The organism is Bradyrhizobium sp. LMTR 3 (assembly GCF_001693485.1).
GTDB lineage: Bacteria > Pseudomonadota > Alphaproteobacteria > Rhizobiales > Xanthobacteraceae > Bradyrhizobium.
Map to the genome: position 1 here is coordinate 178012 of NZ_MAXC01000033.1, position 24913 is coordinate 202924.

A 24913-nucleotide genomic window follows, 5' to 3' on the forward strand; every position below is an offset into this window, starting at 1 on the left:
CCACCGTGTGGGCTGGGGCCCGCGGGAATTGGGAAAGCGATGAGCGTGACATCCGGCACAAAATCTGAAAGCGGCTTGGGTGAAACCATCCGCGTCGTCATCCATGCTCTCCTGATCGCGCTCGTGATCCGCACCTTCCTGTTCCAGCCGTTCAACATCCCCTCGGGATCGATGAAGGCGACGCTTCTGGTCGGCGATTACCTGTTCGTCTCGAAATATTCCTACGGCTACAGCCACTATTCCATTCCATTGTCGCCGCCACTGTTCTCGGGCCGCATCTTCGGCTCGGAGCCGAACCGCGGCGACATCGTCGTGTTCCGCCTGCCGAAGGACGACTCCACCGATTACATCAAGCGCGTGATCGGCTTGCCGGGCGACCGCATCCAGATGCGGGAAGGACTGCTCCACATCAACGACAAGCCGGTCAAGCGCGAGCGGCTTTCCGACTTCATCGGCGAGGACCCCTGCGGCTCCGACGCCACTGCGCGCGTCAAGCGCTGGAAGGAAACGCTGCCGAACGGCGTCAGCTATGAATCGCTCGATTGCGTCGACAACGGTTTCTACGACAACACCAACGTCTATACCGTGCCCCCCGGCCACTTCTTCATGATGGGCGACAACCGCGACAACTCCACCGATAGCCGCGTGCTGTCGGCGGTGGGCTACGTGCCGTTCGAAAACATCGTCGGCCGGGCACAGATGATCTTCTTCTCCATTGCCGAGGGCGAACACGCCTGGATGTTCTGGCGCTGGCCGACTGCGGTGCGCTGGAATCGCCTATTCACAATTGTGCGATGAACGACGAGACAGCGACCATTCCCGACACATCGGCCTCGGGCGAGCCGGGCCAGCAGGCGGATGCGCCCCGCGAAGCTGCGCCGAAGAAGAAGCGCGGCAAGGCCGGCGCGAAGGCTGCGGCTGCCGCGATCGAGGGACGCATCGGCTACAAATTTTCCGATCCGGCGCTGCTGACGACCGCCTTTACCCATGTCTCGGCCTTGAAGCCCGCGACCCGACATCGCGCCGACAGTTATCAGCGGCTGGAATTCCTCGGCGACCACGTGCTCGGGCTGATTATCTCCGACATGCTATATCGCGCCTATCCGAGGGCGGACGAAGGCGAATTGTCCAAACGTCTCGCCGACCTCGTGCGCAAGGAAAGCTGCGCCGACGTCGCCAAGTCGCTCGGGCTGCTCGACGACATCAAGCTCGGCGCGGTGGGCGCAGGGGCGGGCGCGCGCCTGCGCAAATCCGTTCTCGGCGATATCTGCGAGGCGGTGATCGGGGCGATCTATCTCGACGGCGGCTATGCGGCGGCCTCGCAATTCGTCGAGCGCAACTGGCTGGAGCGGATGCGCAAACCGCGCCGGCCGCTGCGCGATCCCAAGACGGTGCTGCAGGAATGGGCCCAGAGCAAGGGCTTGCCGACGCCGGTCTATCGCGAGATCGAGCGCACCGGGCCGCATCACGACCCGCAGTTCCGCGTCGCTGTCGACTTGCCGGGGCTGGCGCCCGCCGAAGGCGTCGGCGGCTCCAAGCGCGCAGCCGAGAAGGTCGCAGCCTCCGTGATGATCGAACGCGAAGGCGTCGGCAGCAATGACAGTTGAACCCGCACCCGGCTCGTCCAGCGAGACCCGCTGCGGTTTCGTCGCGCTGATCGGCGCCCCCAACGTCGGCAAATCCACCCTTGTCAATGCGCTGGTTGGCTCCAAGGTCACCATCGTCTCGCGCAAGGTGCAGACGACGCGCGCGCTGATCCGCGGTATCGTGATCGAGGACAATGCGCAGATCATTCTGGTCGACACGCCCGGCATCTTCTTGCCGAAGCGGCGGCTGGACCGGGCCATGGTGTCGACCGCCTGGAGCGGGGCCCACGATGCCGACCTGGTCTGCGTGCTGCTCGACGCCAAGGCCGGAATCGATGAGGAGGCCGACGCGATCCTGAACAAGCTTGCGACGGTTGCGCACCCGAAAATCCTGGTGCTGAACAAGATTGACCTGATCCCGCGCGAAAAACTGCTGGCGCTGGCGCAGGCCGCCAATGAGCGGATGAAGTTCGAGCACACCTTCATGATCTCGGCACTGTCGGGCGACGGTGTCGCCGACCTGCGCAAGACGCTCGCGAAGAGCGTGCCGCCGGGTCCATTTCACTATCCCGAGGACCAGATGTCGGATGCGCCGCTGCGGCATCTGGCGGCGGAAATCACCCGGGAAAAGATCTACCGCCAGCTCCACCAGGAACTGCCGTATCAATCGACCGTTGAGACCGATAGCTGGACCGAGCGCAAGGACAAGTCGGTCCGGATCGAACAGACGATCTTTGTCGAGCGCGAGAGCCAGCGCAAGATCGTGCTCGGCAAGGGCGGCGCCACCATCAAGTCGATCGGCGCGGAGTCGCGGAAGGAACTCGCCGAAATTGTCGGCGTCCCCGTGCACCTGTTCCTGTTCGTCAAGGTGCGCGAGAACTGGGGCGACGACCCCGACCGCTACAGGGAAATGGGGCTGGAATTCCCCAAGGAATGATCGAGGAACGTCATTGCGGGCGCGGCGAAGCAAGCCACAGATGCAATGATGGATTGCTTCGTCGCTTTCGCTCCTCGCAATGACGGCTAGAACGCAACTCATGATGACGCAACAACAAACAAGCCCGATTAACGTACCCCGGAACGTAGTGTGGTTTGAGGCTCTGCTGTACATGTCGCTGACGCTGGATGCAGTGTCGGTGGCGTTCCAGGACCGTACGCCGAAGGCCGACGTGACGGCGCAGACGATCCAGATGATCGGCATCGCGACCATGATGGCGGCCGGCCTCATCCTGCTGTTGGTCTACTTCGTCTGGCTCGCGGCCCAGCGCCGCAAGAACTGGCCGCGCTGGGTCTTGGTGGCAGCCCTCGTGCTGACGGTGATTTCGCTTGCGCAAATGATCGGCGAAAAGGGCATTCAGTTCGACAGCGGCATCGAAGTGATCTCCTGCGTGCTGACTGCGGCGGGGCTGTATTTTTCGTTCACCGGCGATGCGGTCGGCTGGTTCAACGAGTGAGCGTAGGACCGCGTAGGGTGGGCAAAGGCGCTCCGCGCCGTGCCCACCATCTATCCACCGGTTCGTCGTGAATGGTGGGCACGCGGAGCCTGTCATCGGGCGCGCATTTCGCGCGACCCGTTGGCTTTGCCCACCCTACAAGCTCTGAAATCCTGTAAACTCCCGCCCATGGAATGGACCGACGAAGGCATCGTGCTGGGCGTACGGCGGCATGGCGAATCCTCCGCCATCGTCGAGCTCTTGACGCGTGGCCATGGCCGTCATCTCGGTCTGGTGCGCGGAGGTGCCTCCTCGCGGATGCGGCCGCTGCTGCAGCCTGGCAACAGCGTCACCGCCGTGTGGCGGGCGCGGCTCGACGAGCATCTCGGTACCTACGCCATCGAAGGCACGCGGCTGCGCGCCGCGACGCTGCTCGCGTCCTCGCATGCGGTCTATGGCGTTACCCATCTGGCCGCGCTGGCGCGGCTGCTGCCGGAGCGCGACCCGCACGAGGACATTTACGAGATGCTCGACCGCACCCTGGACGATTTCGACGACGCCGGCGGCGCGGCGGCGCACCTGATCCGGTTCGAGCTCGCGATGCTCGCCGAGCTCGGCTTCGGCCTCGATCTGGAAAACTGTGCCGCGACTGGCGCAACCTCCGACCTGATCTACGTCTCGCCGAAATCCGGCGGCGCCGTCTCGCGGGAGGCCGGCGAGCCCTATCGGGATCGCCTGCTGCGGTTGCCCGCCTTCCTGCGCGAAGGCGAGGGCGGGGCGAACAGTTGGTCGGACCAGGACCTGCAGGACGGTTTTCGCCTGACCGGCCTGTTCCTGCTCCGCCACGTGCTGGAGCCGCGCGGGCAGGTCCATTCCGACGCGAGGGACGGGTTCATCAATGCGGTGACGCGGCATCGGGCGCGAATCAGTTCGTCGGCCTGACCGCTCCCTCAGCCCGTCGTTCCTGCGAACGCAGGAACCCATACGCCGCGGCCTATCAATTGGCGCTGGAGCCTCCGCCATTTTTCGCCACAAACACCTGTGGTTATGGGCCCCTGCATTCGCAGGGGCGACGGAGGGCGCGTTTCGCGTCTTGCCCGATTCACCGCAAAAGTTTAACGCCTCCCCATGGGAAAACGACAGCTACCGCCGGAAGAACCGGCCGAAATCCACGAGGTCATGCTGCGCGATGCGCTGGAAGAGCGCTATCTCGCCTACGCGCTCTCGACCATTATGCACCGCGCTTTGCCGGACGCCCGCGACGGGCTGAAGCCGGTGCACCGGCGCATTCTCTACGGCATGCGCCTGCTCAGGCTCGACCCCGGCACGCCGTTCAAGAAATCGGCAAAAATCGTCGGCGACGTGATGGGCTCGTTCCATCCGCATGGCGACCAGGCGATCTACGACGCCATGGTGCGTCTCGCCCAGGATTTTGCCTCGCGCTACCCGCTGGTCGACGGCCAGGGCAATTTCGGCAATATCGACGGCGATAACCCGGCCGCCTACCGCTACACCGAAGCGCGCATGACCGAGGTCGCGCGGCTCCTGCTCGACGGCATCGATGAGGATGGCGTCGAGTTCCGCGCCAATTACGACGGCCAGAGCAAGGAACCGGTCGTTCTGCCCGGCGGCTTCCCAAACCTACTCGCCAACGGCGCGCAGGGCATTGCGGTCGGCATGGCCACCTCGATCCCGCCGCACAATGTCGCCGAGCTCTGCGACGCGGCGCTGCATCTGATCGACAAGCCTGAGGCGAAGTCGAAGTCGCTCCTGAGATGGGTCAAGGGTCCGGATTTCCCGACCGGTGGCATCGTGATCGATTCCAAGGAAAGCATCGCGGAGGCCTACACCACCGGGCGCGGCTCGTTCCGCACCCGCGCCAAATGGACTCAGGAGGAGGGCGCGCGCGGCACGTGGGTCGTGGTCATCACCGAGATCCCGTGGCTGGTGCAGAAATCCCGGCTGGTCGAAAAGATTGCCGAACTGCTCAACGAGAAGAAGCTGCCGCTGGTCGGCGACGTCAGGGATGAATCGGCCGAGGATGTTCGCCTCGTGATCGAGCCGAAATCCCGCGCCGTCGATCCCGCGCTGATGATGGAATCGCTGTTCCGGCTCACCGAGCTCGAGAGCAAGATTTCGCTGAACCTCAATGTGCTGATCAAGGGCAAGATCCCCAAGGTGGTGGGGCTTGCCGAGTGCCTGCGCGAATGGCTCGACCATCTGCGCGACGTGCTGGTGCGCCGCTCCAACTATCGCAAGACCCAGATCGAGAACCGGCTCGAAATACTCGGCGGCTACCTGATTGCCTATCTAAACATCGACAAGGTGATCAAGATCATCCGTACCGAGGACGAGCCGAAGCCGGCGCTGATCAAGGCGTTCAAGCTGACGGAAGTCCAGGCCGATGCGATCCTCAACATGCGGCTGCGCTCCTTGCGCAAGCTCGAGGAGTTCGAAATCCGCACCGAGGACAAGAACCTTCGCAACGAATTGAAGGGCATCAAGTCGCTGCTCGGGTCCGAAGCCGAGCAATGGTCCAAGGTCGGCGAACAGGTTCGGAAGGTGCGCGACATCTTTGGGCCGAAGACACCGCTCGGCAAGCGCCGCACGCAATTCGCCGACGCGCCCGAGCATGATCTTGCCGCGATCGAGGAAGCCTTTGTGGAACGCGAGCCAGTGACGGTCGTGATCTCGGAAAAGGGCTGGGTGCGTACACTGAAGGGCCATGTCGAGGATATCTCGGGCCTTGCCTTCAAGACCGACGACAAACTCGACCACGCCTTCTTCGCCGAGACCACGTCGAAGCTTCTGCTCTTCGCCACCAACGGCAAATTCTATTCGCTCGATGTGGCAAAATTGCCCGGCGGACGCGGCCATGGCGAGCCGATCCGCATGTTCATCGACCTCGAGCAGGACGCCGCGATCGTCTCGCTGTTCGTCAACAAGGGCGAGCGAAAGTTCCTGATCGCGAGCAGTGAGGGGCAGGGCTTTGTCGTCAAGGAAGAGGATTGCGTCAGCAATACCCGTAAGGGCAAGCAGGTGCTCAACGTCACCATGCCGAACGAGGCTTGCGCGATCGCAACCGTGCAAGGCGATACCGTTGCCGCGATCGGCACCAACCACAAGATGGTGCTGTTCCCGCTCGATCAGGTGCCGGAGATGGCGCGCGGCCGCGGCGTGCGGCTGCAGAAATATTCCAGCGCCAAATTGTCCGACGTCGCAGTGTTCGAGTTCAAGGCCGGGCTGACCTGGAAGGATTCGGCCGGCCGCGAGCAGAGCATGAGCGCCAAGGAACTGGCCGACTGGCGCGGCAACCGCGCCGACGCCGGCCGTCTCGCGCACGGCCTGCCGAAGTCGAACAAGTTTTTGCGCGGCGTAGAGTAGGAGAGAAGTAGGGTGGGCAAAGGCGCACTAGCACCGTGCCCACCGTTAGTCGGCACCCTCATTGCGAATGGTGGGCACGCTTCGCTTTGCCCACCCTACGATTCCGGCCGTAATAGTATTCGAGAATCCGCGCGCTATATAAGTCGTCGTCGAACCGAGACGAGTTGGAATTGGCGCACCATCACGACCATCACGATCATTCTCACCCACACGGTCACGCCGGCCACAGCCACGCGCCGGATAGTTTTGGCTGGGCGTTCGCCATCGGCGCCACGCTCAACACTGCGTTCGTCATTGCGGAGCTGATCTTCGGCTACGCCGCCAATTCGCTGGCGCTGATCTCTGACGCTGTTCACAATCTGTCCGACGTGATCGCACTGCTGCTGGCGTGGGGCGCCTCATGGCTGGCGCAGAAGCAGCCGACCCAGCGGCACACTTACGGTTATCGCCGGGCCTCGATCCTGGCGGCCCTCTTCAATGCCGGCCTGCTGCTGGTCGCCGTCGGCGGCATCGTCGTCGAGGCGGTCAATCGCTTTTATGCCCCGGCGCCGGTCGCGGGCATGACCGTCGTGCTGGTCGCCGCGCTCGGCGTCGCCATCAATGGTTTTACCGCACTTCTGTTCATGCGCGGCCGCCACGGCGATCTCAACATTCGCGGCGCCTATCTGCACATGGCGGCCGATGCGGGCGTTTCTCTTGGGGTGGTGGTCGCCGCCGGCATCATCATGCTGACCGGTTGGCTGTGGCTTGATCCAGCGATCAGCCTTGTCATTGCGGCTGTGGTGTTCTGGAGCGGATGGGGTCTGGCCCGCGACAGCGTCAATCTCGCGCTCGACGGCGTGCCGCGCGGCATCGAGCTTTCGGATGTGAAGGATTACCTTGGCGGGCTGGAAGGCGTCGTCGAGGTACACGACCTCCACGTCTGGGCCATGAGCACCAACGAGACCGCGTTGACGGCTCATCTGGTGCGGCCGGGCGGAACGGACGACGCGTTCCTGCACCGCGTGTGCGAGGAACTATCGAACCGCTTCAACATCCACCATTCCACGCTGCAGATCGAAGTCGGCCCCGACGTGTGCAAACTGGCACCGGCGCAGGTGGTTTAGCTGGTTTGCAGCAGCCGCCTCGCCGGTGAACGGAGCGCAAGCAGTGGTACAGCGATCAGGCCACTGACGAGCAAAAACCAGTCCTGTGGCACATGGAGCAGGATGGCTGCACTGCCTCCGATCAGCGACCAGACAACCGGAATGACAAGCAACCATCGCGACAGTGGCGGCACGGTCGCAAGCAACATTCCGAAGGTAAAGATCGTCACCGGACAGGGCGTCAGGCCGAACATGGGCACTGCCGGGTAGGTATGCCCGGCCACTCTGCCGATCAGGGGGTACAGGGCGGCCGCGTAAGTTACGAAGGCAAGGCCCAGCCACGCGAGGGGGCCAGACTCAATCGTGAAGTGAATTCGGCCGCGGAGGTAACCTTCGTAAAAGAAGTAGCCGCCTTGAATGACGAATAGTGCAGCGAAGAGATACGCTGCCTTGTTGATGCTGGCGAAGAAGAACGCGTGATAGGCGATTGCCGTCCATAGCCACATTGCCGCGAGAATGCCGGCGATTGCCCTATCGCCGCCGCGTGGTTTCCAGAACAGGAGCGCTACGGCGACGCCACCGAGCAAGTAGGCGCCGATCTGGGCCGGCCAGATTGCATGATTGTATCTTGCGAAGACCAATAGAAACTGGTCCGGCGTGAACGGCAGCATGTCGAGCCTCGCTGGCGCCAGACACTGTATCCGCAGCGGACACCGTGCGATTTGATCTGCCGCAAACGCCTTGCGGTGAACGATCTTCTCGTGCGCGACAGTCGATCAGGCAACCCCCACTAGCCGCAGCGCCACACCCGCCGCGCACGACCCCGCCAGCACCCACAACATCCCGACGTTAAGCCGGAAGATCGCCGTCGCCGCGGCGGCCGCCAGCACGAACGCTGCGACATCGAGACTTCCCCATACCGGCATGTCGAACGAAAGCCCCAGCGAGCGAACCGGCGTGGTCTGCCGGAATAGCGTGTGCAATCCGAACCAGATCGAGAGATTGAGGATCACGCCAACGACAGCAGCGGTGATGGCAGAGAGCGCGCCCGCGGGCCCCTTGTTGCCGCGTAGCGTCTCGATGTAGGGCGCGCCGAGAAAGATCCAGAGGAAGCAGGGGATGAAGGTGACCCAGGTCGCCAACAATCCGCCCAGCGTCGCGGCCAGCATCGGCGACAGCGTGCCGGGGTCGCGATAGGCGGCCATGAAGCCGACGAATTGCAGCACCATGATCAAGGGCCCCGGCGTGGTCTCGGCCATGCCGAGGCCATCCAGCATCTCGCGTGGCTGTAGCCAGTGATAATGCTCGACCGCCTGCTGGGCGACATAGGCCAGCACCGCATAGGCGCCGCCGAACGTCACCATCGCCATCTTGGAAAAGAACAGCGCGATCTGGCTGAACACATTGGCCTGTCCAAGCCCGATCAGCAGCGCCGCGACCGGCACCACCCACAGCAACAACCATATCGAGCTTACGCGCAGCGCGCGCGCCACGCTGGGGCGGACATGGTCGGGCAGTTCCTCGCCGAGCAGGCTGTCGACCGCCGCGGATTGCTTGCCGCCGCCGTGTTCGATGGCGGCAAACTCCGGCCGGCCGCTGCGCGCGCCGAAATAGCCGATCACGCCGGCCGCGATGATGATGACCGGGAAGGGGACGTTGAAAAAGAAGATCGCGACAAATGCGATCGCCGCGAGCGCGATCATCACGCGGTTGCGTAGGGACCGCTTGCCGACCCGGACGACCGCATGGACCACGATCGCCAGCACTGCAGCCTTCAGCCCGAAGAACAGCGCCTCGATGAAGCCGACGTTGCCATAGGCCGCATAGATGTAGCTCAAGCCCATGATGGCGATGATGCCGGGCAGGATGAATAGCCCGCCCGCCATGATGCCGCCGGCGGTACGATGCAACAGCCAGCCGATATAGGTCGCGAGTTGCTGCGCCTCCGGGCCCGGCAACAGCATGCAATAGTTCAGCGCATGCAGAAACCGCCCTTCGGAGATCCAGTTCTTTTCCTCGACCAGGATGCGGTGCATCACCGCGATCTGCCCGGCCGGGCCGCCAAAACTCAGTATGGCGACCCGCAGCCAGACCCGGAAGGCCTCGCCGAAGCTGATGCCGTGACCGGTTTCCCTGACGACATCGGCTTCGGCCGCCTTGTTCATCGCCGCGTCCATTACGGTTTCGCCTTGTTGGTCGGCCAATTGTGGGTCTCGCCGGTCGCGTCCCGGCACCATCGGTAGAACGCGTCGTACAGCGTCATGCCGGCTTCCAACTGCTCGAGATCATCATCGAACATGCGCGACAGCCCGAGCGAAGCCGCGAGCAGGCCGGGCGCTTCCGGTGACAGGTCGAGCCGCCCGGTGTCAGCGCCGCGGACCATTGTCGCCAGCCGCAGCAAGGGCGGCGTCGCGAGCCCGAATTCCTCGATCATGACGTCAAACGTGCAGAGTTCGCCGCGATGGCTCCAGAATACGTTCTCGACGTCGAAGGGGGCGGCGTTGAAACGCTCGCTGACTCCCAGCACTTCCGGCGGTGTCACGAAGAGGAATACCGCGTTGGGATCGACGAACCTGCGGATCAGCCACGGGCAGGCGATGCGGTCGATCTTTGGCCGCGCGCGGGTGACCCAGACGGTGCGACCCTGCGCGTCGCGCGCGGGGAGTTTTGCCGCCGGCACCAGCGGCAGCTTGGCGGCCTTCCAGCCTTCGAAACCGCCTTCCAGCGCTTCGGCCGAGACGTGGAGATGGCGCAGCCAGGCTGCGGTGCCTTGCGCCAGTTTCTGGCCGCGCAGGCAGACGACGATCGCCGAGCGGCCGGAGAACTCCTCGCCCCAATCGGCAGCTTCTTCGTGGTTGCGTCTGACGGCGCCCGGAATCAGCCGCTGGTCGGCGGCAAAATCCTCGTCGGTGCGCACATCGATCAGGGCCGGCATGTTCGCCGTGCCGATCAATTTTGAAAGCTTGTCGGGAGATATCGTGGTGTAGGATGACATGGCTGCGCCCTCGTCAAAAGAAACGGGACGCGATACTTGGGCATGTCGCCTCGTGGGGAGATCGCAACATCCCCATGCGCGGAATTAAGCGCCTGTGGCTTCCGCTGTCAACCAGCTCTCGCGGGAACCGTAGGATGGGTATCGCTTCCGCTCCACCCATCCTACGCAAGGGCGCTTGCGAAACCTCATATTCGGTTCTAGCTTTCCCCGTCGGGGACGAAGCAGGCTCCCCGTCAGACGGTCCGCCGTCCAAGCTCTGCGCACACTCGATTACGTCGAGGATGGCGCATGGATGCTGGGATGACCGATATCGCGACCGAACCAAAACCCTCAACCGCCAACGCGCTGATCCGGCTGCTCTATGTCGCACGCGGCCTGCGCGGTTTCGGCGACGGCTTTGCCATCATCATCTTGCCGGCCTACATGACCGCGCTGGGGTACGACGCTATCGCCGTCGGTATCGTCGCGACAGCGTCGCTGTTGGGAACGGCGCTGCTGACACTGATCACCGGCTGGATCGCGCCGCGCCATGACCTCCGGCCGCTGCTGATCGCGGGCGCCAGCCTGATGGCAGCGACCGGCATCGCCTTTCCCGCTGTCGAGCATTTTGTGCTGATTGCGCTGGTCGCATTTATCGGCACCATCAACGCTTCCGGCGGCGATCTCGGTGTGCTGGTGCCGCTCGAGCATGCGGTGCTGGCGCACAGCGTCACCGATGAGCGCCGCACCCAGGTGTTCGCGCGCTACAGCCTGATCGGCGCGCTCTGCACCGCTGCGGGTTCGCTTGCGGCCTCGCTGCCCGATCTCCTCGTCGCCGGCGGCAGCACGCAACTCGCCGCATTCCGTCTGATGTTCTACGCCTATGCCGCGCTGGGCATCGCCTGCGCGGCGCTCTATCGCTACGTCCCGCATCAGCGCGGCGAGGAGCGGGCGCCACAGACGCCGCTCGGGCCTTCGCGCGGCACGGTCTACAAGCTCGCAGCGCTGTTCAGTATCGATTCATTTGCCGGCGGTTTCGTCGCGCAGTCCCTTCTGGTGCTGTGGCTGTTTGAGCGCTTTGATCTGTCGCTGTCTGCAGCCGGCGTATTTTTCTTCTGGTCGAGCACGCTGAGCGCGTTCTCCTATCCGGTCGCGGCCTGGATCGCCAGGCGGATCGGGCTGGTCAACACGATGGTGTTCACGCATATCCCATCCAGCATCTTCCTGATCCTCGCGGCGTTTGCGCCGAACCTCTACGTCGCGCTCGGCTTGCTGCTGTTGCGCTCCGCGCTGTCGCAGATGGACGTGCCGACTCGCACCTCCTATGTAATGGCCGTGGTGACGCCGGCCGAACGGCCCGCGGCCGCCAGCGTCACCGCCGTGCCGCGCAGCCTCGCATCTGCCGTCAGCCCGGCAATCTCGGGCGCGCTCTTGATGACGTCGTTTACGGGGTTGCCGCTGGTGGTTTGCGGCACGCTCAAGATCGCCTACGACCTCGCTTTGCTGTTCTCGTTCCGCCATATCAAGCCGCCCGAGGAGCAGGGACGGTGACGCGCTTTCAGGCGATGCGGCGACCGGCGCGTCAACGCGGTTCGCGGGACTACCAGGGCGATCGCCGCCCGTCGGGCAGGGGGTCCATCACGCGTCGCTCATCCCGGACATGCGACCATTGCGCCAGCTTGATCTCCGGCGTTTCGGGGGTGTTGCCCCCTTCCGAGTGATAGGCAAGTTTCTGGCTTGCTTGCACCTGGTATTTGGCGGCTTGCGCCAGCCAATACCACTTCTTGTCGGGTTCGTTGAGCGCGCGTTGACGGCACTCGGCTTCCAATTCGCGTAAGCGGATCGCTTCCTTCATAACCACTTCCAGAGCCTGCAGGCTCCAACCTGCCGGAGCCTCGAAACCACCGGAAACCGGGGTTCCGGTCAGCTTCTCATGACAAAAACTTCTTGCCGGTAAGCTATGCCGGTCCGACGCAATTGATTGAAATTTAGGAACGGATTGAAGCGATAATTCGCGGATCTGATCGACTGTACCTCTAATCGTCGCCAGATTGGTCACGAATGCCGCCTGCCGGCGCCGACCGCGGCGCCGCCCTTGTTCCCGTTCCGCCGCATCAAGCCGCCAAAGGAAGCTTGACGTCCGCGCGATCAATGCTGCGCGACGGCCGTCTTGTCGAGCGCGGCGCGGACGTTGCGTGCCAGCTTCAGGGCGTCGTCGTTGGCCCAGAAATGAATGAAGAACATCCGCGGCTCTTCTGCAAGCATGTGGCTATGGATCGCGGTGACCTCGATATCGCCGGCGCGAAGTGTCCGAATCAAGGGATTGACCTCGTTGCCGGTCACGAGGAAGTCGCCGGTTATGGCGGCCTTGCCGCCACCGGTCGGCTGAAAGTTGATGGCGTTGGCGCCGCCGAGCGGCGTGTTGACCTGCATTCCGCCTTCCTTGGCCGGATCACGCCTCGGAATGCCGTACTGGTAGACACCGCCAGCCGCCGTGCCCTTGGCGCCCATCGCCTCGTCGAGCTTTGCGGTGTCGAGATCAATCGCAGGCGTAGCGGTGGCGGTGGTGGGCGGTGGATCGAACGGCGTCTTGCTTGCCGATGAAAGCGCTGCACGGATCGCGGTTGCCATTTTCTCGGGATCGCCGTGTCCGGCCACATGCATGTAGAAGGTCGCGGGAGAGGCGCGGAGAATGTGATTGTGGATGGCAGTGATATCCAATCCGCTGTCCAGCAGCTTCGTCATGACCGGGGTAATCTCGGTCTCGAGCAACACCAGATCGCCCATCAGCATGGCCTCTCCGTGCATGGGAGCGAAGGCGACCCAGCCTCCGAGCGCCAATGCTGGCTTGATCGCGACGCCGTCCAGCGTGACGTGCAGATCTGATCGCGGCAGCCCGTAACGATGCACTTCACCACTCACCGTGGCGGTCTTGCCGAGGGCGGCATCCACCTTCTTCCAGTCGATAGCATCGGCGCGGGCAGCATGCGACAGCAGCAGTGCGGCGCCGAGCGCGAGTAATATGAGCCGGTGTTTCATGGTGTTCTCCTTCTTGCGCGAGCCCCAAAGATCGACCGGATAGCGCGCGGCATCCCGCAAGCGTGATGCAGCGCGGCCGAGTGTCGGGGTATGGATGAGAGAATATTTGGGCATGCCTTGCGCCTCCGGAAAACCGGGACGCGATACTTGGGCATGTCGCCTCGTGGGGGGATCGCAAAACCCCCATGGCCGCATTCAGCCACACTGACGCGGAGTGTCAACGCGGTCACGCGCTGACATCAGCAGACTCACGCTCAATTGACCGGACGCGATCGAGCCGTTTTTCGCTCCCCGCTGCTATCAGATGATCAGCACCGCACCCGAGACCAGCAGCAATACCAGCACCACCTTCCGGAACGCCGCCTCATCCAGCCGGCCGTACAGCTTGAGCCCAGCCCAGGTGCCGGCGAACAAGGCTGGCAGTCCAATCAGAAACAGTTTGATCGTGTCAGGCGTGATCGCGCCCCTGGCTCCGATCCACAGGGCGCTCATGGCGAAGATCGCAACGGCCACCGGCTGAAACACCGTGCGCTGCACGTCCTTGGGCCAGCCGCGCAGGCCGCACCAGATCGTCACCAAAATTCCGGCAAGCCCGGTGATGCCGCCGAGCACGCCGTTGAGGAAACCGACGGCGGCGTCGGCAGCGGCGCCGCCCGCTTTCACCGCAGGGATGGCCGGTCGCAGCAGCGCGTAGAGGCTGTAGAGCACGAGGAACGCGCCGACGCCCGCGCGCACATGGGCAGGGTTCGCCCAGGTCAGAATGCCGACGCCGATGGGAACGCCGAGCGCGGCGCCGGCGACGAACGGCCAGAGCCGTCGCCAGTCGAGCGCGCCGCGCAGCTTCCAGACCGAATAGCCCTGCACGAGCAACCCGAACGCGATGATCAGCGTCGCCGCTTGCAGCGGAGTGAGGATGTAGAGCCAGATCGCGGAGACGACGAGGCCGAAGGCGAAGCCGGAGAGACCTGCGACCAGAGCGCCGACGAAGGTCGCGAGAAGGAACAGCGGCAGTTCGAGTGTCGTTCCATCCATGTGCCCGCTCCATACAAAGCGAGCAGCGCTTGAACGGGATCGCCATTTGACGGGGAGGCTGCGATTTCCCCGCGGGGCAGGCTAAGCCCGTCGTGGCCTCGCGCGCAAGACGGGAGATCGACGTGGGCTGCTGACAGTTGCCGCCATTTGCGTGCAGTTCGCGCGGCGCAAGACAAAAAGATTCATCCAAGCGTCGTCGAGCCTCGCGTACGCAATTTCCCGTACCATATGATCGCGCGATGGAGGCGGACGACAGGGGGCGGCGTTGGGTGAATGGATCGGGGTGGCAATCGCGCTGATCTCGAGCAGCCTCGGCGGCAGCGCCGCGGCGATTACGCGCTATCTCGCCGGCAACACAGATCCGATCACGCTTGCGATCCTGCGATGGGGGATCGGCTTCTGCTGCGTGCTGCCGGCGGCGCTGCTTATGAAGGCGCAATGGCCGAAGCGCGCGGACTGGCCCGCCGTCGCCGCCCTCGGCTTCTGCTTCTTCGGCGTGTTTTTCGTTCTCTACAATATTGCCATGACGTTCACGACCGCGGCGCGCGCCTCGCTCGCGCTGGCGACGCTGCCGCTGCACACCATGGTGGTCGGTGCTCTGCTCGGCATCGAGCCGCTGACGAAACGGAAGTCGATCGGGGTCTGCATCGCGGTGCTGGGTGTCGCCGCCGCGCTCGCAACGGGATTGTCGGCCGCGCCGGCGGGCGCGTGGCGCGGCGAACTGATCATGACCGGCGCCGTTCTGTGCATGGCGTTCTACAATGTCTGGTCCCGGCCGTTTATCCAGCGATCCAGCGCGCTCGGTTTCCTCACCGTGGGCATGGGCACCGGCGCAGCGGCCCTGATCCTGGTCGGAGCGTTGACCGGCAGCGTCGCATCACTCGGCCAGTTCGGAACACCGCAATGGATCGCGGGGCTTTATCTCGGCGTCGCCGGCGGGGCGCTCGCCTTCATCCTGTGGGTGCTCGCGCTCGAGCGGGCGTCGCCGACGCGCGTGGCCAACACCATGACCGTCAACCCGGTTGCCGCCGGCCTGCTTGCCACCCAGCTCGTCGGCGAGCCGATCACGCTCAACCTCATTGTCGGGCTGGTCGCCGTGTTTGCGGGCATATGGATCGCGACGTCGGAGAACAGGAAGCCGTAGGCTCACGTCTCAACTGGCAGGTTCGGCGATCCCTTGCGCAGCAGGAACAGCGCCAGCAGCGCCGAGATGCTGAGTGCCGAGGATACGAGCAGCACTCGCGCGCCCATGACCTCGATCAATAGGCCGAACAGCAGGGGGGCCGCGGCCTGCGCCATCCGTGCCGGTGCGCCGATGATGCCGAGGCGATAGCCGTAATTCTCCGGGCCGAAAACCGCGAGCGGCAGCGTGCCGCGTGCGATGGTCAGGATGCCATTGCCGGAGCCGTGGAACAGCGCGAACACGCTGGCCGCGCCGCCGCCGGCCAGGCCGAGGATGGCGGCGCCGATCGGGTGGGTAGTGCAGGCAAGCCTGGTCGAGACCAGCGGATGGTAGCGGCTGAGAAAGCCCGCCTCGAAGATCCTCGCGGCCACCTGCGCCGGGCCGATCAGCGCGCCGGCGAACACCGCCTGCGCGGTGGTCGCGCCGGCCGCTTCCATGATGCGCGGCAGATGCGCCGCCATCGCGCCGGTGACGGTCCAGGCCGCGGCGAACACGAAGGCGAGCACGATCATGGTGCGGTCGATCGGGATATGCGGCTTGACGGCTGCCGCCACCGCCGCCTTCGCCCCTTTCACGGCCGGCAGCATCAGGAGGTTGAGCGGCAGGCCGATCAGAATGTGCGCCGCCGCCCAGGCAAAGCAGGTGTTGCGCCATCCGATGGTTTCCAGCCCCCACGCCGACAACGGCCATCCCACGGTCGAGGCAAAGCCGGCCAGCAGCGTGATGCCGGTGATCGAGCGGCGCGCGGCATCGCCGTAGATGCGGCCGAGTGCGGCGAAGGCGGCGTCATAGAGGCCGGCACCCATGCCGACGCCGAGCAGCAGCCAGGCGATGACGAGCATGGGGATGGATGAAGTGAAGCCGAGCAGCGCCAGCCCTGCCGCCAGGACCAGGTTGGACAGCGACAGCACCGACCGGCCGCCGACCAGGTCGATCTGCCGTCCGACACGCGGGCCGATCAGGGCCGAAATCACCAGCGAGGCGGAGAAAGCGGTAAATATCCAGGTCGAGGATATGCCGAGATCGCGCGCAATGGGGTCAGCGAGGATCGCCGGCAGATAGTAGCTCGAAGCCCAGGCCAGGGTCTGTGTCGTGCCGAGGGCGAGAATGATGGGAAGCTGGTTCACTGGACCGTTTCTCTTCTTGACCACAGCAGCGCCAGCGGCCCGAGCAGGGTGCCCGCTGCCAGCACCGCGAACGCCGCCATCCGTGCCGAGGCATCTTGCGGCCCGCCGGTTACATCCAGCGCGACGCCGAGCTGCCCTACGCACATCGTAACGATGACGGATCGGCCTTCCAGCGAAATTCTATTCACTCCTCATGCCGAGGACGCGCAACCGCATCCCGATTTGCCTTGTTGCTTTGCTTTTTCATCCGCGACGCAACATGCGTCAACATCCGATATTGCGGGGCCGCCACAGCAATTGCCGGCATCTGGCGCGAGCGAGCGGCTGCAGACGCCGGTCTCGGGCAGCACCAGTTCGACCCGCTCTGCGGCAGCTCGGTCGCCGGCGATGTCGGCCGCTATCGAGCGCACCTGTTCGTACCCGGTGAGCATCAGGAAGGTCGGCGCGCGGCCGTAAGCTTTCATGCCGGCGAAATAGAAGCCCGGCTCGTCCTGCGCCAGTTCGCGGGCGCCGTGCGGCCGCACCGTGCCGCAGCTATGCTCGTTCGGATCGATCAGCGGCGCCAGCGCAATCGGACATTCGATCGCAGGATCGAGCCGGATGCGCAACTCGCGCACGAAATCGAGATCGGGGCGGAAACCCGTCGCGACGATCAGTTCATCGACCACGGCCTGCCGGGCGCTGCAGCCGGACAGGGCACCGACGACGAGGCGCGGACCGTCGGCCACGAGGTGCGAAACGCGAAATTCGCTTTCGACCTTGATGCGGCCTGCCGTCACCAACGCGGCAAAGGCCGCGCCCAATTCACCGCGAGCCACCAGCTTGTCGTTCGCGCCGCCACCGAAAGCCTTGGCCGGATCGCTGCCGCGCAGCAGCCAGATCGGCCGGGTGCCCGGCGCCTGGTCCGCAAGCTTCGCCAGATCGATCAGCGTGCCGATCGCCGAATGCCCCGCGCCCAGCACCGCGATGGTCTTGCCGGCGTAGCGCGCGCGCTCCTTGCCCAGGACGTCGGGCATCCCATAGGCAATCTTGTCGGAGGTATCAGCCTCGCCGATGGCGGAAAGGCCGTTGGCGCCTGCAGGGTTCGGCGAATGCCAGGTGCCGGAAGAGTCGATGATCGCGTCGGCCTTGACGACTTTCGGACCTTGTCCGTTCTGGTAGCGAATTTCGAACGGCGCCTTTTCGCGGCCCTTGGTCTTCATCTTGTCGAAGCCGGCCCGGCTGATCGCGGTGACGCGGCTCGAGGTGCGGATGTGGGGCTCGAGCGCCGAGTGGGCCGCAAGCGGTTCGAGATAATGCTCGACCATTTCCGCGCCGGTCGGATACTGATCCGGTTCGGGAGAATTCCATCCCGTTGTCGCCAGCAGCCGCGTCGCCGCCTTGTCGACATTGTATTCCCAGGGTGAGAACAGTTGCACGTGGCCCCACTGCCGCATGGCGTGGCCGACCTTGCCGCCGGCTTCCAGCACGATCGGCTGCAGCCCGCGCTCCAGCACATGGGCCGCGGCGGCAAGGCCGACCGGCCCGGCTCCGATGATCGCGACAGTCCGGGTTTCACTCATGGCATTCTCCCATAAAACTAGAAATATCGAAATACAGGTCGAAAAAGCGCAACGCACTAAGCCGCGGTCTTGGCATTGGTCTCGGCATTGATCTTGGCGTCGGCGGATTCGGCGCTTTCCGTGCAGCATTCGGCGACCAAGAAACCCACCAGCTCCCGCATCACCTCGTAGTTGGCGTGGCAGATCAGCGTGGTCGCATCGCGCACCTGGGTGACGAGGCCGGCCACCACCAGCGCCTTGATATGGTGGGAGAGGGTCGAGGGCGCGATTTTCAGCTTCTCCTGCAGGCGGCCGACGGCAAGTCCGGCGCCGCCGGCGCGGATCAGCGCACGATAGATCTTGAGCCGGGTCGGATTGCCCAGCGCTTCCAGATGGGCGGCGGCGTCATTGAGTTTCATGACTGCACGATCACACGGATATCACGGCCGGTCAACGGTATTTCCAGAATTATCGAAATAGCGAGCGGCCGAAGTGGCAACAGTAAAAGTTGACACGCCCCGATATATCGATAAGTCTGGATATATGGAATCCGAACAAGCCATTCTGGCGCTGGCGGCGCTGGCGCAATCGACCCGGCTCGACGTGTTTCGGCTATTGGCGAAACACGAGCCGGAGGGATTGCCTGCAGGTGACATCGCCAAGGCGCTCGCCGTACCGCAAAACACCATGTCCTCGCATCTGGCGATCTTGTCGCGTGCGGGGCTGGTGACAGCGCGCCGCTTCAGCCGCTCGATTGTCTACCGCGCCGATCTGAAGGCCTTTCAGTCCGTCGTGCTGTTCATGCTCAGGGATTGTTGCGACGGGCGGCCCGAAATCTGCGGTCCATTGATCGAAGACCTCACGCCTTGCTGCAACCCGAAGCCGAGGACGAAAGCGCATGTCTGAACGCATCTACAATGTACTCTTCCTGTGCACCGGAAACACTGCCCGTTCGATCCTGGCGGAATCGATCCTGCGCAAGGACGGCCGCCGCAATTTTCGCGCCTACTCCGCCGGCAGCCAGCCGAAGGGGACAGTCAATCCGTTTGCGATCAAGGTTCTCAACCGCCTCGATTACCCCACCGACGAATTGCGTTCGAAGAGCTGGGCAGAGTTCGCGCGCGCCGATGCTCCCGTGATGGATTTCGTCTTTACGGTCTGCGACAACGCCGCCGGCGAATCCTGCCCGATCTGGCCGGGACAGCCGATGACGGCACATTGGGGCATCGAGGACCCCGCCGCCGTCGAGGGCACCGATATCGAGAAGGAAGCCGCATTCGTCGAGGCTTTCCGCTATCTCAAGAATCGAATTGGCGCTTTTGCGAGCTTGCCGCTCGCAAGCATCGACAAGTTGTCGCTCGGGACCAAGCTGCGCGACATCGGCCGCAGCGACGGCGCGACCTCGGGCCATGAGAAGGCGAGCTGATGTCTGACTTCGATCTGCCACGCCGGCTCGCCGCCGAAGCGCTCGGGACCGCATTGTTGGTCGCGACCGTAGTCGGCTCCGGGATCATGGCCGAGACCTTGACCAAGGACGGCGCGCTGGCGCTGCTCGGCAACACGCTGCCGACCGGTGCCATCCTGGTCGTCCTCATCACCATTCTCGGTCCCATTTCCGGGGCCCATTTCAATCCGGCGGTATCGCTGGTCTTTGCGATCAGGCGCGAGCTGACGCCGCGCGAGGCGCTGCTCTACATCGCTGCGCAAATCGCGGGCGGGATTGCCGGAACCATGCTGGCGCATGCGATGTTCGCGCTGCCGCTGCTCGATGCCTCGCTGAAAATGCGAACCGGCGGCGCGCAATGGCTGGCCGAAGCCGTCGCCGCCTTCGGCCTGGTTGCGACCATTCTGGCCGGTATCCGGTTCAACCGCGCCGCGGTGCCGTGGCTGGTCGGCCTCTACATCACGGCGGCTTACTGGTTCACGGCGTCGACGTCGTTCGCCAATCCCGCCGTTGCCATTGCGCGCTCGCTGACCAATACGTTTTCGGGCATTCGCCCCACAGATCTTCCGGGCTTCATCGCGGCGGAAACCTGCGGCGCCATCATCGCGTTGATCTTCATGGGCTGGCTGCTCTGTGAAAGCGACAAGGCGCGCGCAGTGTTGAAGGAGGCGCAACCATGAGCGTCACGATCTATCACAACCCCGCCTGCGGCACCTCGCGCAACACGCTGGCGATGATCCGGCAGAGCGGCGAAGAGCCCGAGGTGATCGAGTACCTAAAGACGCCGCCGAGCCGCGCCCGGCTGGTCGAACTGATTGCCGCGCTCGGAATTTCGCCGCGCGAGCTGCTTCGCGAAAAAGGCACGCCCTATGCCGAGCTTGGCCTGGCCGACCCGAAATGGAGCGACGACGAGCTGATCGATCTCATGCTGAAACATCCGATCCTGATCAACCGGCCGATCGTGGCGACGCCAAAGGGCGTCCGCTTGTGCCGGCCCTCGGAGCTGGTGCTCGATCTCCTCGATAACCCGGTCGAATCCTTCGTCAAGGAAGACGGCGAGGCGGTGACGTGCGCGAAGCGTTAGAGTTGTTCGTGTCCCGGACGCGGTGCAGTGTGTAACGCTGCTCCGCAGACCCGGGACGCAAGCCGCAGAGTGTGGACCCCGGATCAGCAGCGCACCACGCCGCATGCCATAGCGCGTCGAAGACGCGCGTAAACGCGCTTATGGCGCTGCGCAGCATCCGGGGAACGCGGGCTGCCAGCCTTTCGCTCGCCCCGATTGCACGGCATAATAGCCGCATGGAGCTCACCCCCCGTCTGCGCCTGATGAACTGGCTGGTCGGCCAGGGCCTCACCGGCCTGCCTCAGAACGACCTGATCCGCGGTTTCTGCGAACGCTGCTGTGCCGAGGGGCTTGGCATCTCGCGCGGCATGGTCTTCATCGACACGCTGCACCCGATTTTCGAAGGCCGCGGCTTTCGCTGGAACGACGCCGAGACCAACGAAAGCGACGCGTTCGAATATGGCTCGACCAACGAGGGCGAAGCCGCGGAGGCATGGCGGAGTTCGATCTTCTACTACATGCTCCAAAACGGCCATGAAGAGCTGCCGCTCGACCTCGCCAATCGCACCTCCTACAACTTCAAATTCATGGGCGAGCTCGCCGAGAAAGGCCACAAGCATCTGGTCGCCTATGTGCACCAGTTCGGCGAGGCCGGCACCATGGGACAGATGGACTGCGTCTATTCCTATTGGGTGACACGGCGCGACGAGGGCTTTGGCGCGCAGGGGCTCGCCGCGCTCCGCGAGCTCGTGCCGACGCTGGGGCTGGCGATCAAATCCGCGGCTCAGGCTGACATCACCAAGACGCTGGGCCGGGTCTATCTCGGTCGCGACACCGCCGAGCAGGTGCTGCGCGGCCGCATCACGCGCGGCGTCACCGAGCGGATCAACACGGTGCTGTGGTTCTCCGATCTGCGCGGCTCGACGGCGATCAGCGAGAGCATCGATCCCGGCGAGATCATCCCGTTCCTCAACGATTATGCGCAGGCCTCGATCGACGCCATTCATGATGCCGGCGGCGAGGTGCTGAAGCTGATCGGCGATGGCGTGCTGGCGATGTTCACCCATGAGAACATGGCGAAGGCAAACCGCGCCGCGCTGCGCGCCGAATATCGCTTCCGCCGCAACATGAGGACGCTGAACGCCCGCCGCACCGCCGAGAGCCGGCCGGTCACATCGGCCCATGTCGGCCTGCATGTCGGCGAGGTCTTTTACGGGAATATCGGCAGCGACGACCGGCTCGACTTCACGGTGGTGGGACCCGCCGTCAACGAGGTCAGCCGCATCGCCTCGATGTGCCGCTCGGTCGACCGCGAATTGCTGATGTCCTCGGCGTTCCGCGGAGGTCTCGATGCGGCAGGGCGAAACTACCTGGTGTCGACCGGCCGCTACGCACTGCGCGGCATCGGCCGCGCGCAGGATCTCTACACGCTCGATCCAGATATTGCCGCGGACGAGGTGGTGGCCGGGAAGTACGAGCGGTATCTGGCCTCCTGAGACGGCCCGCAAACCAAAGCGTGAATGGCAAATGCCATCCAGCTCCTTGAACAATGCCCTGCGCTTCACAAATCCCGGACATGAAGACGGTATTGATCTCGGGTGCAGGAATCGCCGGACCGACGCTGGCGTTTTGGCTGCGAGCGGCCGGATTACAGCCCACGCTGGTCGAGCGCGCGCCTGAGCTGCGCAGCGGCGGCTATGTTATCGACTTCTGGGGGCTTGGATACGACATTGCCGAGCGCATGGGGCTGATAAGGGAGATCAACCGCGCCGGCTACCATGTGCAGGAGCTGCGGATTGTCGACGACAGGGGGCAACGCGTAACCGGATTTGGAACCAAGGTGTTCTCCGAGTTGACGGGCGATCGTTACGTGACGCTTCGGCGTAGCGATCTCTCGCGACTGCTGTTCGAGAAGATCAGGGGGACCACGGAAGTCATCTTTGACAGCGAGATCGTCAACCTCGAGCAGCAGCCAGACGGCGCGCAGGTGCGATTGAAGCATGCGGGCGAACGACGGTTCGATCTGGTGATCGGCGCCGATGGCCTGCATTCGGGCGTTCGCGGGCTGGCATTCGGGCCGCAGCATCAGTTCGAGAAACATCTCGGCTATGTCGTCGCGGCGTTCGAGGTCCACGGCTATCGTCCTCGCGACGAGGACGTATATCTGATGTACGGAAGGCCCGGGCGCATGCTGGGCCGCTTCACATTGCACGATGATCGAATGCTGTTCCTTTTCGTTTTCGCCGCGAAAGGCGGTTCACTGCCGAGCACGCTGGACCTGCAGAAGGCCATGCTGCGCAAGACCTATCGCGAAGGGAAGTGGGAATGTCCGCAGGTTCTGCAGCGGCTGGAGGAAACGGACGAGCTCTATTTCGATCGCGTCAGCCAAATCCGGATGGAGAGTTGGTCGCGAGGTCGCGTTGCGCTCGCCGGCGACGCCGCGTTTTGCGTGTCGCTGTTGGCCGGACAGGGCTCGGCGCTTGCCATGATTTCAGCCTACGTGCTGGCCGGCGAACTGGCCAGCGCCGACGGACGTCACGAAGAAGCCTTCAGCAACTACGAAGCGCGGTTGCGGAATTACATCCACGGCAAGCAGCAGGGCGCCGAGCGCTTCGCTTCGGCTTTTGCACCGAGAACCGCGGCAGGCCTGTGGTTTCGCAATCAGGTGATAAGGGCGTTTGCCATCCCCGGCCTAGCCCGGCTTGTGGCCGGCAGGGACATTGTCGACACCCTGCAACTTCCCGATTACCGGTGGCCGCTGTTGCAGGAGCTTCCGTCGGGCGCGCGGGCGTTGGCGTGAAATCGCTTCATGGCTTGGTCGCCCGGATCGAGTAAAGCGCTACGGCCACCAGCGAAAACACCATCAGAACTACGCCAAGCGCGAATAGCGCATCGTGGGAAATCGTCGCCGCGAGCCAGACGCCGATCGCGGCCGTCATCATCTGCGAGAAGCCGATGAGCGCCGATGCCGCGCCCGCTTTGTCGCCGAACGGGGACAGCGCCTGCGCCGTGCCTAACGGGCTAACGATGCCCATGCCGAGCAGGAACACGCTCATGGCCGCAAGAAACGGCAGGAAGGAGGGGGTGTATAGCGAGACCAGCAGCATCGCGAGGCTGCCGGCGGCGGCGGCGAACAGCCCGCCCCGGATCGGACGGTCGAGCCCATAGCGTGGCGCCAGCCGGGTCGCGAGCATACCGGCGGCGAACACGATCAGCACCGTGCCCGCAAAGAACAGGCCGAGTTGAATAGGCGTGAAATGCATCGCTTCGATCAGCACGCGGGGCGCCGCCGAGAAAATCGAGAACAGCGCGCCCAGAATCAGGCTGACGGTTGCCGCCGGCACCACGAAGCGGCGGTCGCGCAGCAGGGCGAGGTAGGTTTTTGCGATCGCCTGCGGATCGAGCGGGGTGCGTGTTGCGAGGTGGGTCTCGCCAAACGCCATGCCGTAGGCGAGGGCGCCGAGCCCGGCGAAAGCCGCGAGAAATGCGAATTCGGAGCGCCAGCCGAACGTGTGGTCGAGCGCGCCACCCAGTAGCGGCGAGAAGCCGGGTGCTGCCGCCATCGCGATCATGATCAGCGCCATCGCGCGGGCGAGTGCCGCGCCGGAGAACAGGTCGCGGGCAATGGCGCGGGACAGCACCGAGGTGGCGCAGGCGCCGGCCGCCTGGATGACACGGCCAATCAGCAGACTCGGCAAGTCATTGGCGAGGCCGCACCAGACGCTGCCGGCGAGAAAGATTGCAAATCCGGCCAAGACCGGCCAACGGCGGCCATAGCGGTCCGAGATCGGCCCGACCACGAGTTGGCCGATCGCGAACACCGCGAGGAAGACCGTGATCGCTGCGGTGACCGCCGCGCTCGTGACGTTGAGCGACGCCGCCATCTGCGGCAGCGACGGGAGCAGGATGTTGGTGGCGAGCGTTCCCGTTGCGGCGAGGCCTGCCAGGACAGCGATCTGCAGAACAGTGGAAGAAGCTTCCGAACGAGGGCGGGTGTCGATTGCTGCAGTCTGGTCGGCCAT

At 64.3% G+C, this 24913-nt stretch carries 26 protein-coding genes; 15 read left to right on the forward strand and 11 right to left on the reverse strand.

The genetic code is table 11. The annotated features are described in order from the left end of the window. The first annotated feature begins 39 nt into the window (after positions 1–39). From lepB to LMTR3_RS21650, 7 genes are all read left to right on the forward strand, one after another. Positions 40–798, forward strand: coding sequence for a signal peptidase I (gene lepB, locus LMTR3_RS21620; protein WP_057845708.1), 759 nt, complete (start codon positions 40–42; stop codon positions 796–798). Beyond that, positions 795–1607, forward strand: coding sequence for a ribonuclease III (rnc, locus tag LMTR3_RS21625; RefSeq protein ID WP_065747027.1), 813 nt, complete (start codon positions 795–797; stop codon positions 1605–1607). The genes lepB and rnc overlap by 4 nt, the downstream gene beginning before the upstream one ends. Beyond that, on the forward strand, positions 1597–2523 hold the full coding sequence (gene era, locus LMTR3_RS21630) for a GTPase Era (protein ID WP_065747028.1): 927 nt from the start codon (positions 1597–1599) through the stop codon (positions 2521–2523). Before rnc ends, era begins: the two co-directional genes overlap by 11 nt. 127 nt (positions 2524–2650) lie before the next feature. After that, complete coding sequence (locus LMTR3_RS21635; RefSeq protein ID WP_065747356.1) at positions 2651–3040, forward strand: hypothetical protein; 390 nt, start codon at positions 2651–2653, stop codon at positions 3038–3040. 168 nt (positions 3041–3208) lie between these two features. Next, positions 3209–3961 (forward strand): DNA repair protein RecO, encoded by a 753-nt coding sequence (gene recO, locus LMTR3_RS21640; protein ID WP_065747029.1) that lies wholly within the window; start codon positions 3209–3211, stop codon positions 3959–3961. A 186-nt stretch (positions 3962–4147) separates the two neighbouring features. After that, complete coding sequence (gene parC / locus LMTR3_RS21645) at positions 4148–6403, forward strand: DNA topoisomerase IV subunit A (protein WP_065747030.1); 2256 nt, start codon at positions 4148–4150, stop codon at positions 6401–6403. A 170-nt stretch (positions 6404–6573) separates the two neighbouring features. After that, positions 6574–7509, forward strand: coding sequence for a cation diffusion facilitator family transporter (locus LMTR3_RS21650; protein WP_084029750.1), 936 nt, complete (start codon positions 6574–6576; stop codon positions 7507–7509). Here LMTR3_RS21650 and LMTR3_RS21655 read toward each other — a convergent pair. The 3 genes from LMTR3_RS21655 to LMTR3_RS21665 form a co-directional block, all read right to left on the reverse strand. Continuing rightward, the gene (locus tag LMTR3_RS21655) at positions 7506–8159 is read right to left on the reverse strand and encodes a DUF6064 family protein (protein WP_065747032.1); all 654 of its coding nucleotides are present in this window, start codon (positions 8157–8159) and stop codon (positions 7506–7508) included. The two genes, LMTR3_RS21650 and LMTR3_RS21655, sit on opposite strands and share 4 nt — an antisense overlap. Before the next feature lie 105 nt (positions 8160–8264). Beyond that, the gene (gene chrA, locus LMTR3_RS21660; RefSeq protein ID WP_141686770.1) at positions 8265–9653 is read right to left on the reverse strand and encodes a chromate efflux transporter; all 1389 of its coding nucleotides are present in this window, start codon (positions 9651–9653) and stop codon (positions 8265–8267) included. 11 nt (positions 9654–9664) lie between these two features. Further along, a complete protein-coding gene (locus tag LMTR3_RS21665; RefSeq protein ID WP_065747034.1) occupies positions 9665–10483 on the reverse strand; it encodes a chromate resistance protein ChrB domain-containing protein in 819 nt (272 codons plus the stop codon). Between the two features lie 300 nt (positions 10484–10783). On the opposite strand from LMTR3_RS21665, the gene LMTR3_RS21670 reads away from it, so the two are divergent. Continuing rightward, positions 10784–12013, forward strand: coding sequence for an MFS transporter (locus LMTR3_RS21670; RefSeq protein WP_065747357.1), 1230 nt, complete (start codon positions 10784–10786; stop codon positions 12011–12013). A gap of 49 nt (positions 12014–12062) precedes the next feature. Here LMTR3_RS21670 and LMTR3_RS37870 read toward each other — a convergent pair whose 3' ends face one another. The 3 genes from LMTR3_RS37870 to LMTR3_RS21685 all read right to left on the reverse strand — a co-directional run bounded on the left by LMTR3_RS37870 (position 12063) and on the right by LMTR3_RS21685 (position 14533). Beyond that, a complete protein-coding gene (locus tag LMTR3_RS37870) occupies positions 12063–12521 on the reverse strand; it encodes a hypothetical protein (protein ID WP_141686735.1) in 459 nt (152 codons plus the stop codon). An 89-nt stretch (positions 12522–12610) separates the two neighbouring features. Then, positions 12611–13501, reverse strand: coding sequence for a DUF1259 domain-containing protein (locus LMTR3_RS21680; RefSeq protein WP_065747358.1), 891 nt, complete (start codon positions 13499–13501; stop codon positions 12611–12613). Between the two features lie 300 nt (positions 13502–13801). Beyond that, positions 13802–14533 carry a sulfite exporter TauE/SafE family protein gene (locus LMTR3_RS21685; RefSeq protein WP_065747036.1) on the reverse strand — a complete coding sequence of 244 codons (732 nt, stop codon included), beginning with the start codon at positions 14531–14533 and terminating at the stop codon, positions 13802–13804. Between the two features lie 265 nt (positions 14534–14798). Between LMTR3_RS21685 and LMTR3_RS21690 the strand changes: the two genes are divergently transcribed. Next, on the forward strand, positions 14799–15677 hold the full coding sequence (locus LMTR3_RS21690; RefSeq protein ID WP_065747037.1) for a DMT family transporter: 879 nt from the start codon (positions 14799–14801) through the stop codon (positions 15675–15677). A 2-nt stretch (positions 15678–15679) separates the two neighbouring features. Here LMTR3_RS21690 and LMTR3_RS21695 read toward each other — a convergent pair whose 3' ends face one another. Genes LMTR3_RS21695 through LMTR3_RS21705 form a run of 4 tightly spaced genes read right to left on the reverse strand, consistent with a single transcriptional unit; the run spans position 15680 to position 18803 of the window. Then, complete coding sequence (locus LMTR3_RS21695; RefSeq protein WP_065747038.1) at positions 15680–16843, reverse strand: MFS transporter; 1164 nt, start codon at positions 16841–16843, stop codon at positions 15680–15682. Next, positions 16840–17031, reverse strand: a complete 192-nt coding sequence (locus LMTR3_RS37875; RefSeq protein ID WP_283809316.1) for a hypothetical protein — start codon at positions 17029–17031, stop codon at positions 16840–16842. Before LMTR3_RS37875 ends, LMTR3_RS21695 begins: the two co-directional genes overlap by 4 nt. Before the next feature lie 3 nt (positions 17032–17034). Then, on the reverse strand, positions 17035–18405 hold the full coding sequence (locus LMTR3_RS21700) for an NAD(P)-binding domain-containing protein (RefSeq protein WP_065747039.1): 1371 nt from the start codon (positions 18403–18405) through the stop codon (positions 17035–17037). 56 nt (positions 18406–18461) lie between these two features. Beyond that, positions 18462–18803, reverse strand: a complete 342-nt coding sequence (locus tag LMTR3_RS21705) for an ArsR/SmtB family transcription factor (protein ID WP_065747040.1) — start codon at positions 18801–18803, stop codon at positions 18462–18464. Between the two features lie 124 nt (positions 18804–18927). Between LMTR3_RS21705 and LMTR3_RS21710 the strand changes: the two genes are divergently transcribed. From LMTR3_RS21710 to LMTR3_RS21735, 6 genes are all read left to right on the forward strand, one after another. After that, on the forward strand, positions 18928–19290 hold the full coding sequence (locus LMTR3_RS21710) for an ArsR/SmtB family transcription factor (protein WP_065747041.1): 363 nt from the start codon (positions 18928–18930) through the stop codon (positions 19288–19290). Then, a complete protein-coding gene (locus LMTR3_RS21715; protein ID WP_065747042.1) occupies positions 19283–19810 on the forward strand; it encodes an arsenate reductase ArsC in 528 nt (175 codons plus the stop codon). Before LMTR3_RS21710 ends, LMTR3_RS21715 begins: the two co-directional genes overlap by 8 nt. Continuing rightward, positions 19810–20508 carry an aquaporin gene (locus LMTR3_RS21720; RefSeq protein ID WP_065747043.1) on the forward strand — a complete coding sequence of 233 codons (699 nt, stop codon included), beginning with the start codon at positions 19810–19812 and terminating at the stop codon, positions 20506–20508. Before LMTR3_RS21715 ends, LMTR3_RS21720 begins: the two co-directional genes overlap by 1 nt. After that, positions 20505–20912 carry an arsenate reductase (glutaredoxin) gene (arsC, locus tag LMTR3_RS21725; protein ID WP_065747044.1) on the forward strand — a complete coding sequence of 136 codons (408 nt, stop codon included), beginning with the start codon at positions 20505–20507 and terminating at the stop codon, positions 20910–20912. The genes LMTR3_RS21720 and arsC overlap by 4 nt, the downstream gene beginning before the upstream one ends. A 215-nt stretch (positions 20913–21127) precedes the next feature. After that, on the forward strand, positions 21128–22387 hold the full coding sequence (locus LMTR3_RS21730; RefSeq protein WP_065747045.1) for an adenylate/guanylate cyclase domain-containing protein: 1260 nt from the start codon (positions 21128–21130) through the stop codon (positions 22385–22387). An 80-nt stretch (positions 22388–22467) separates the two neighbouring features. Then, entirely contained in the window at positions 22468–23691 is a 1224-nt protein-coding gene (locus LMTR3_RS21735; RefSeq protein ID WP_065747046.1) for an FAD-binding domain, read from the forward strand. 7 nt (positions 23692–23698) lie between these two features. Here LMTR3_RS21735 and LMTR3_RS21740 read toward each other — a convergent pair whose 3' ends face one another. Further along, positions 23699–24913 carry a multidrug effflux MFS transporter gene (locus LMTR3_RS21740; RefSeq protein WP_065747047.1) on the reverse strand — a complete coding sequence of 405 codons (1215 nt, stop codon included), beginning with the start codon at positions 24911–24913 and terminating at the stop codon, positions 23699–23701.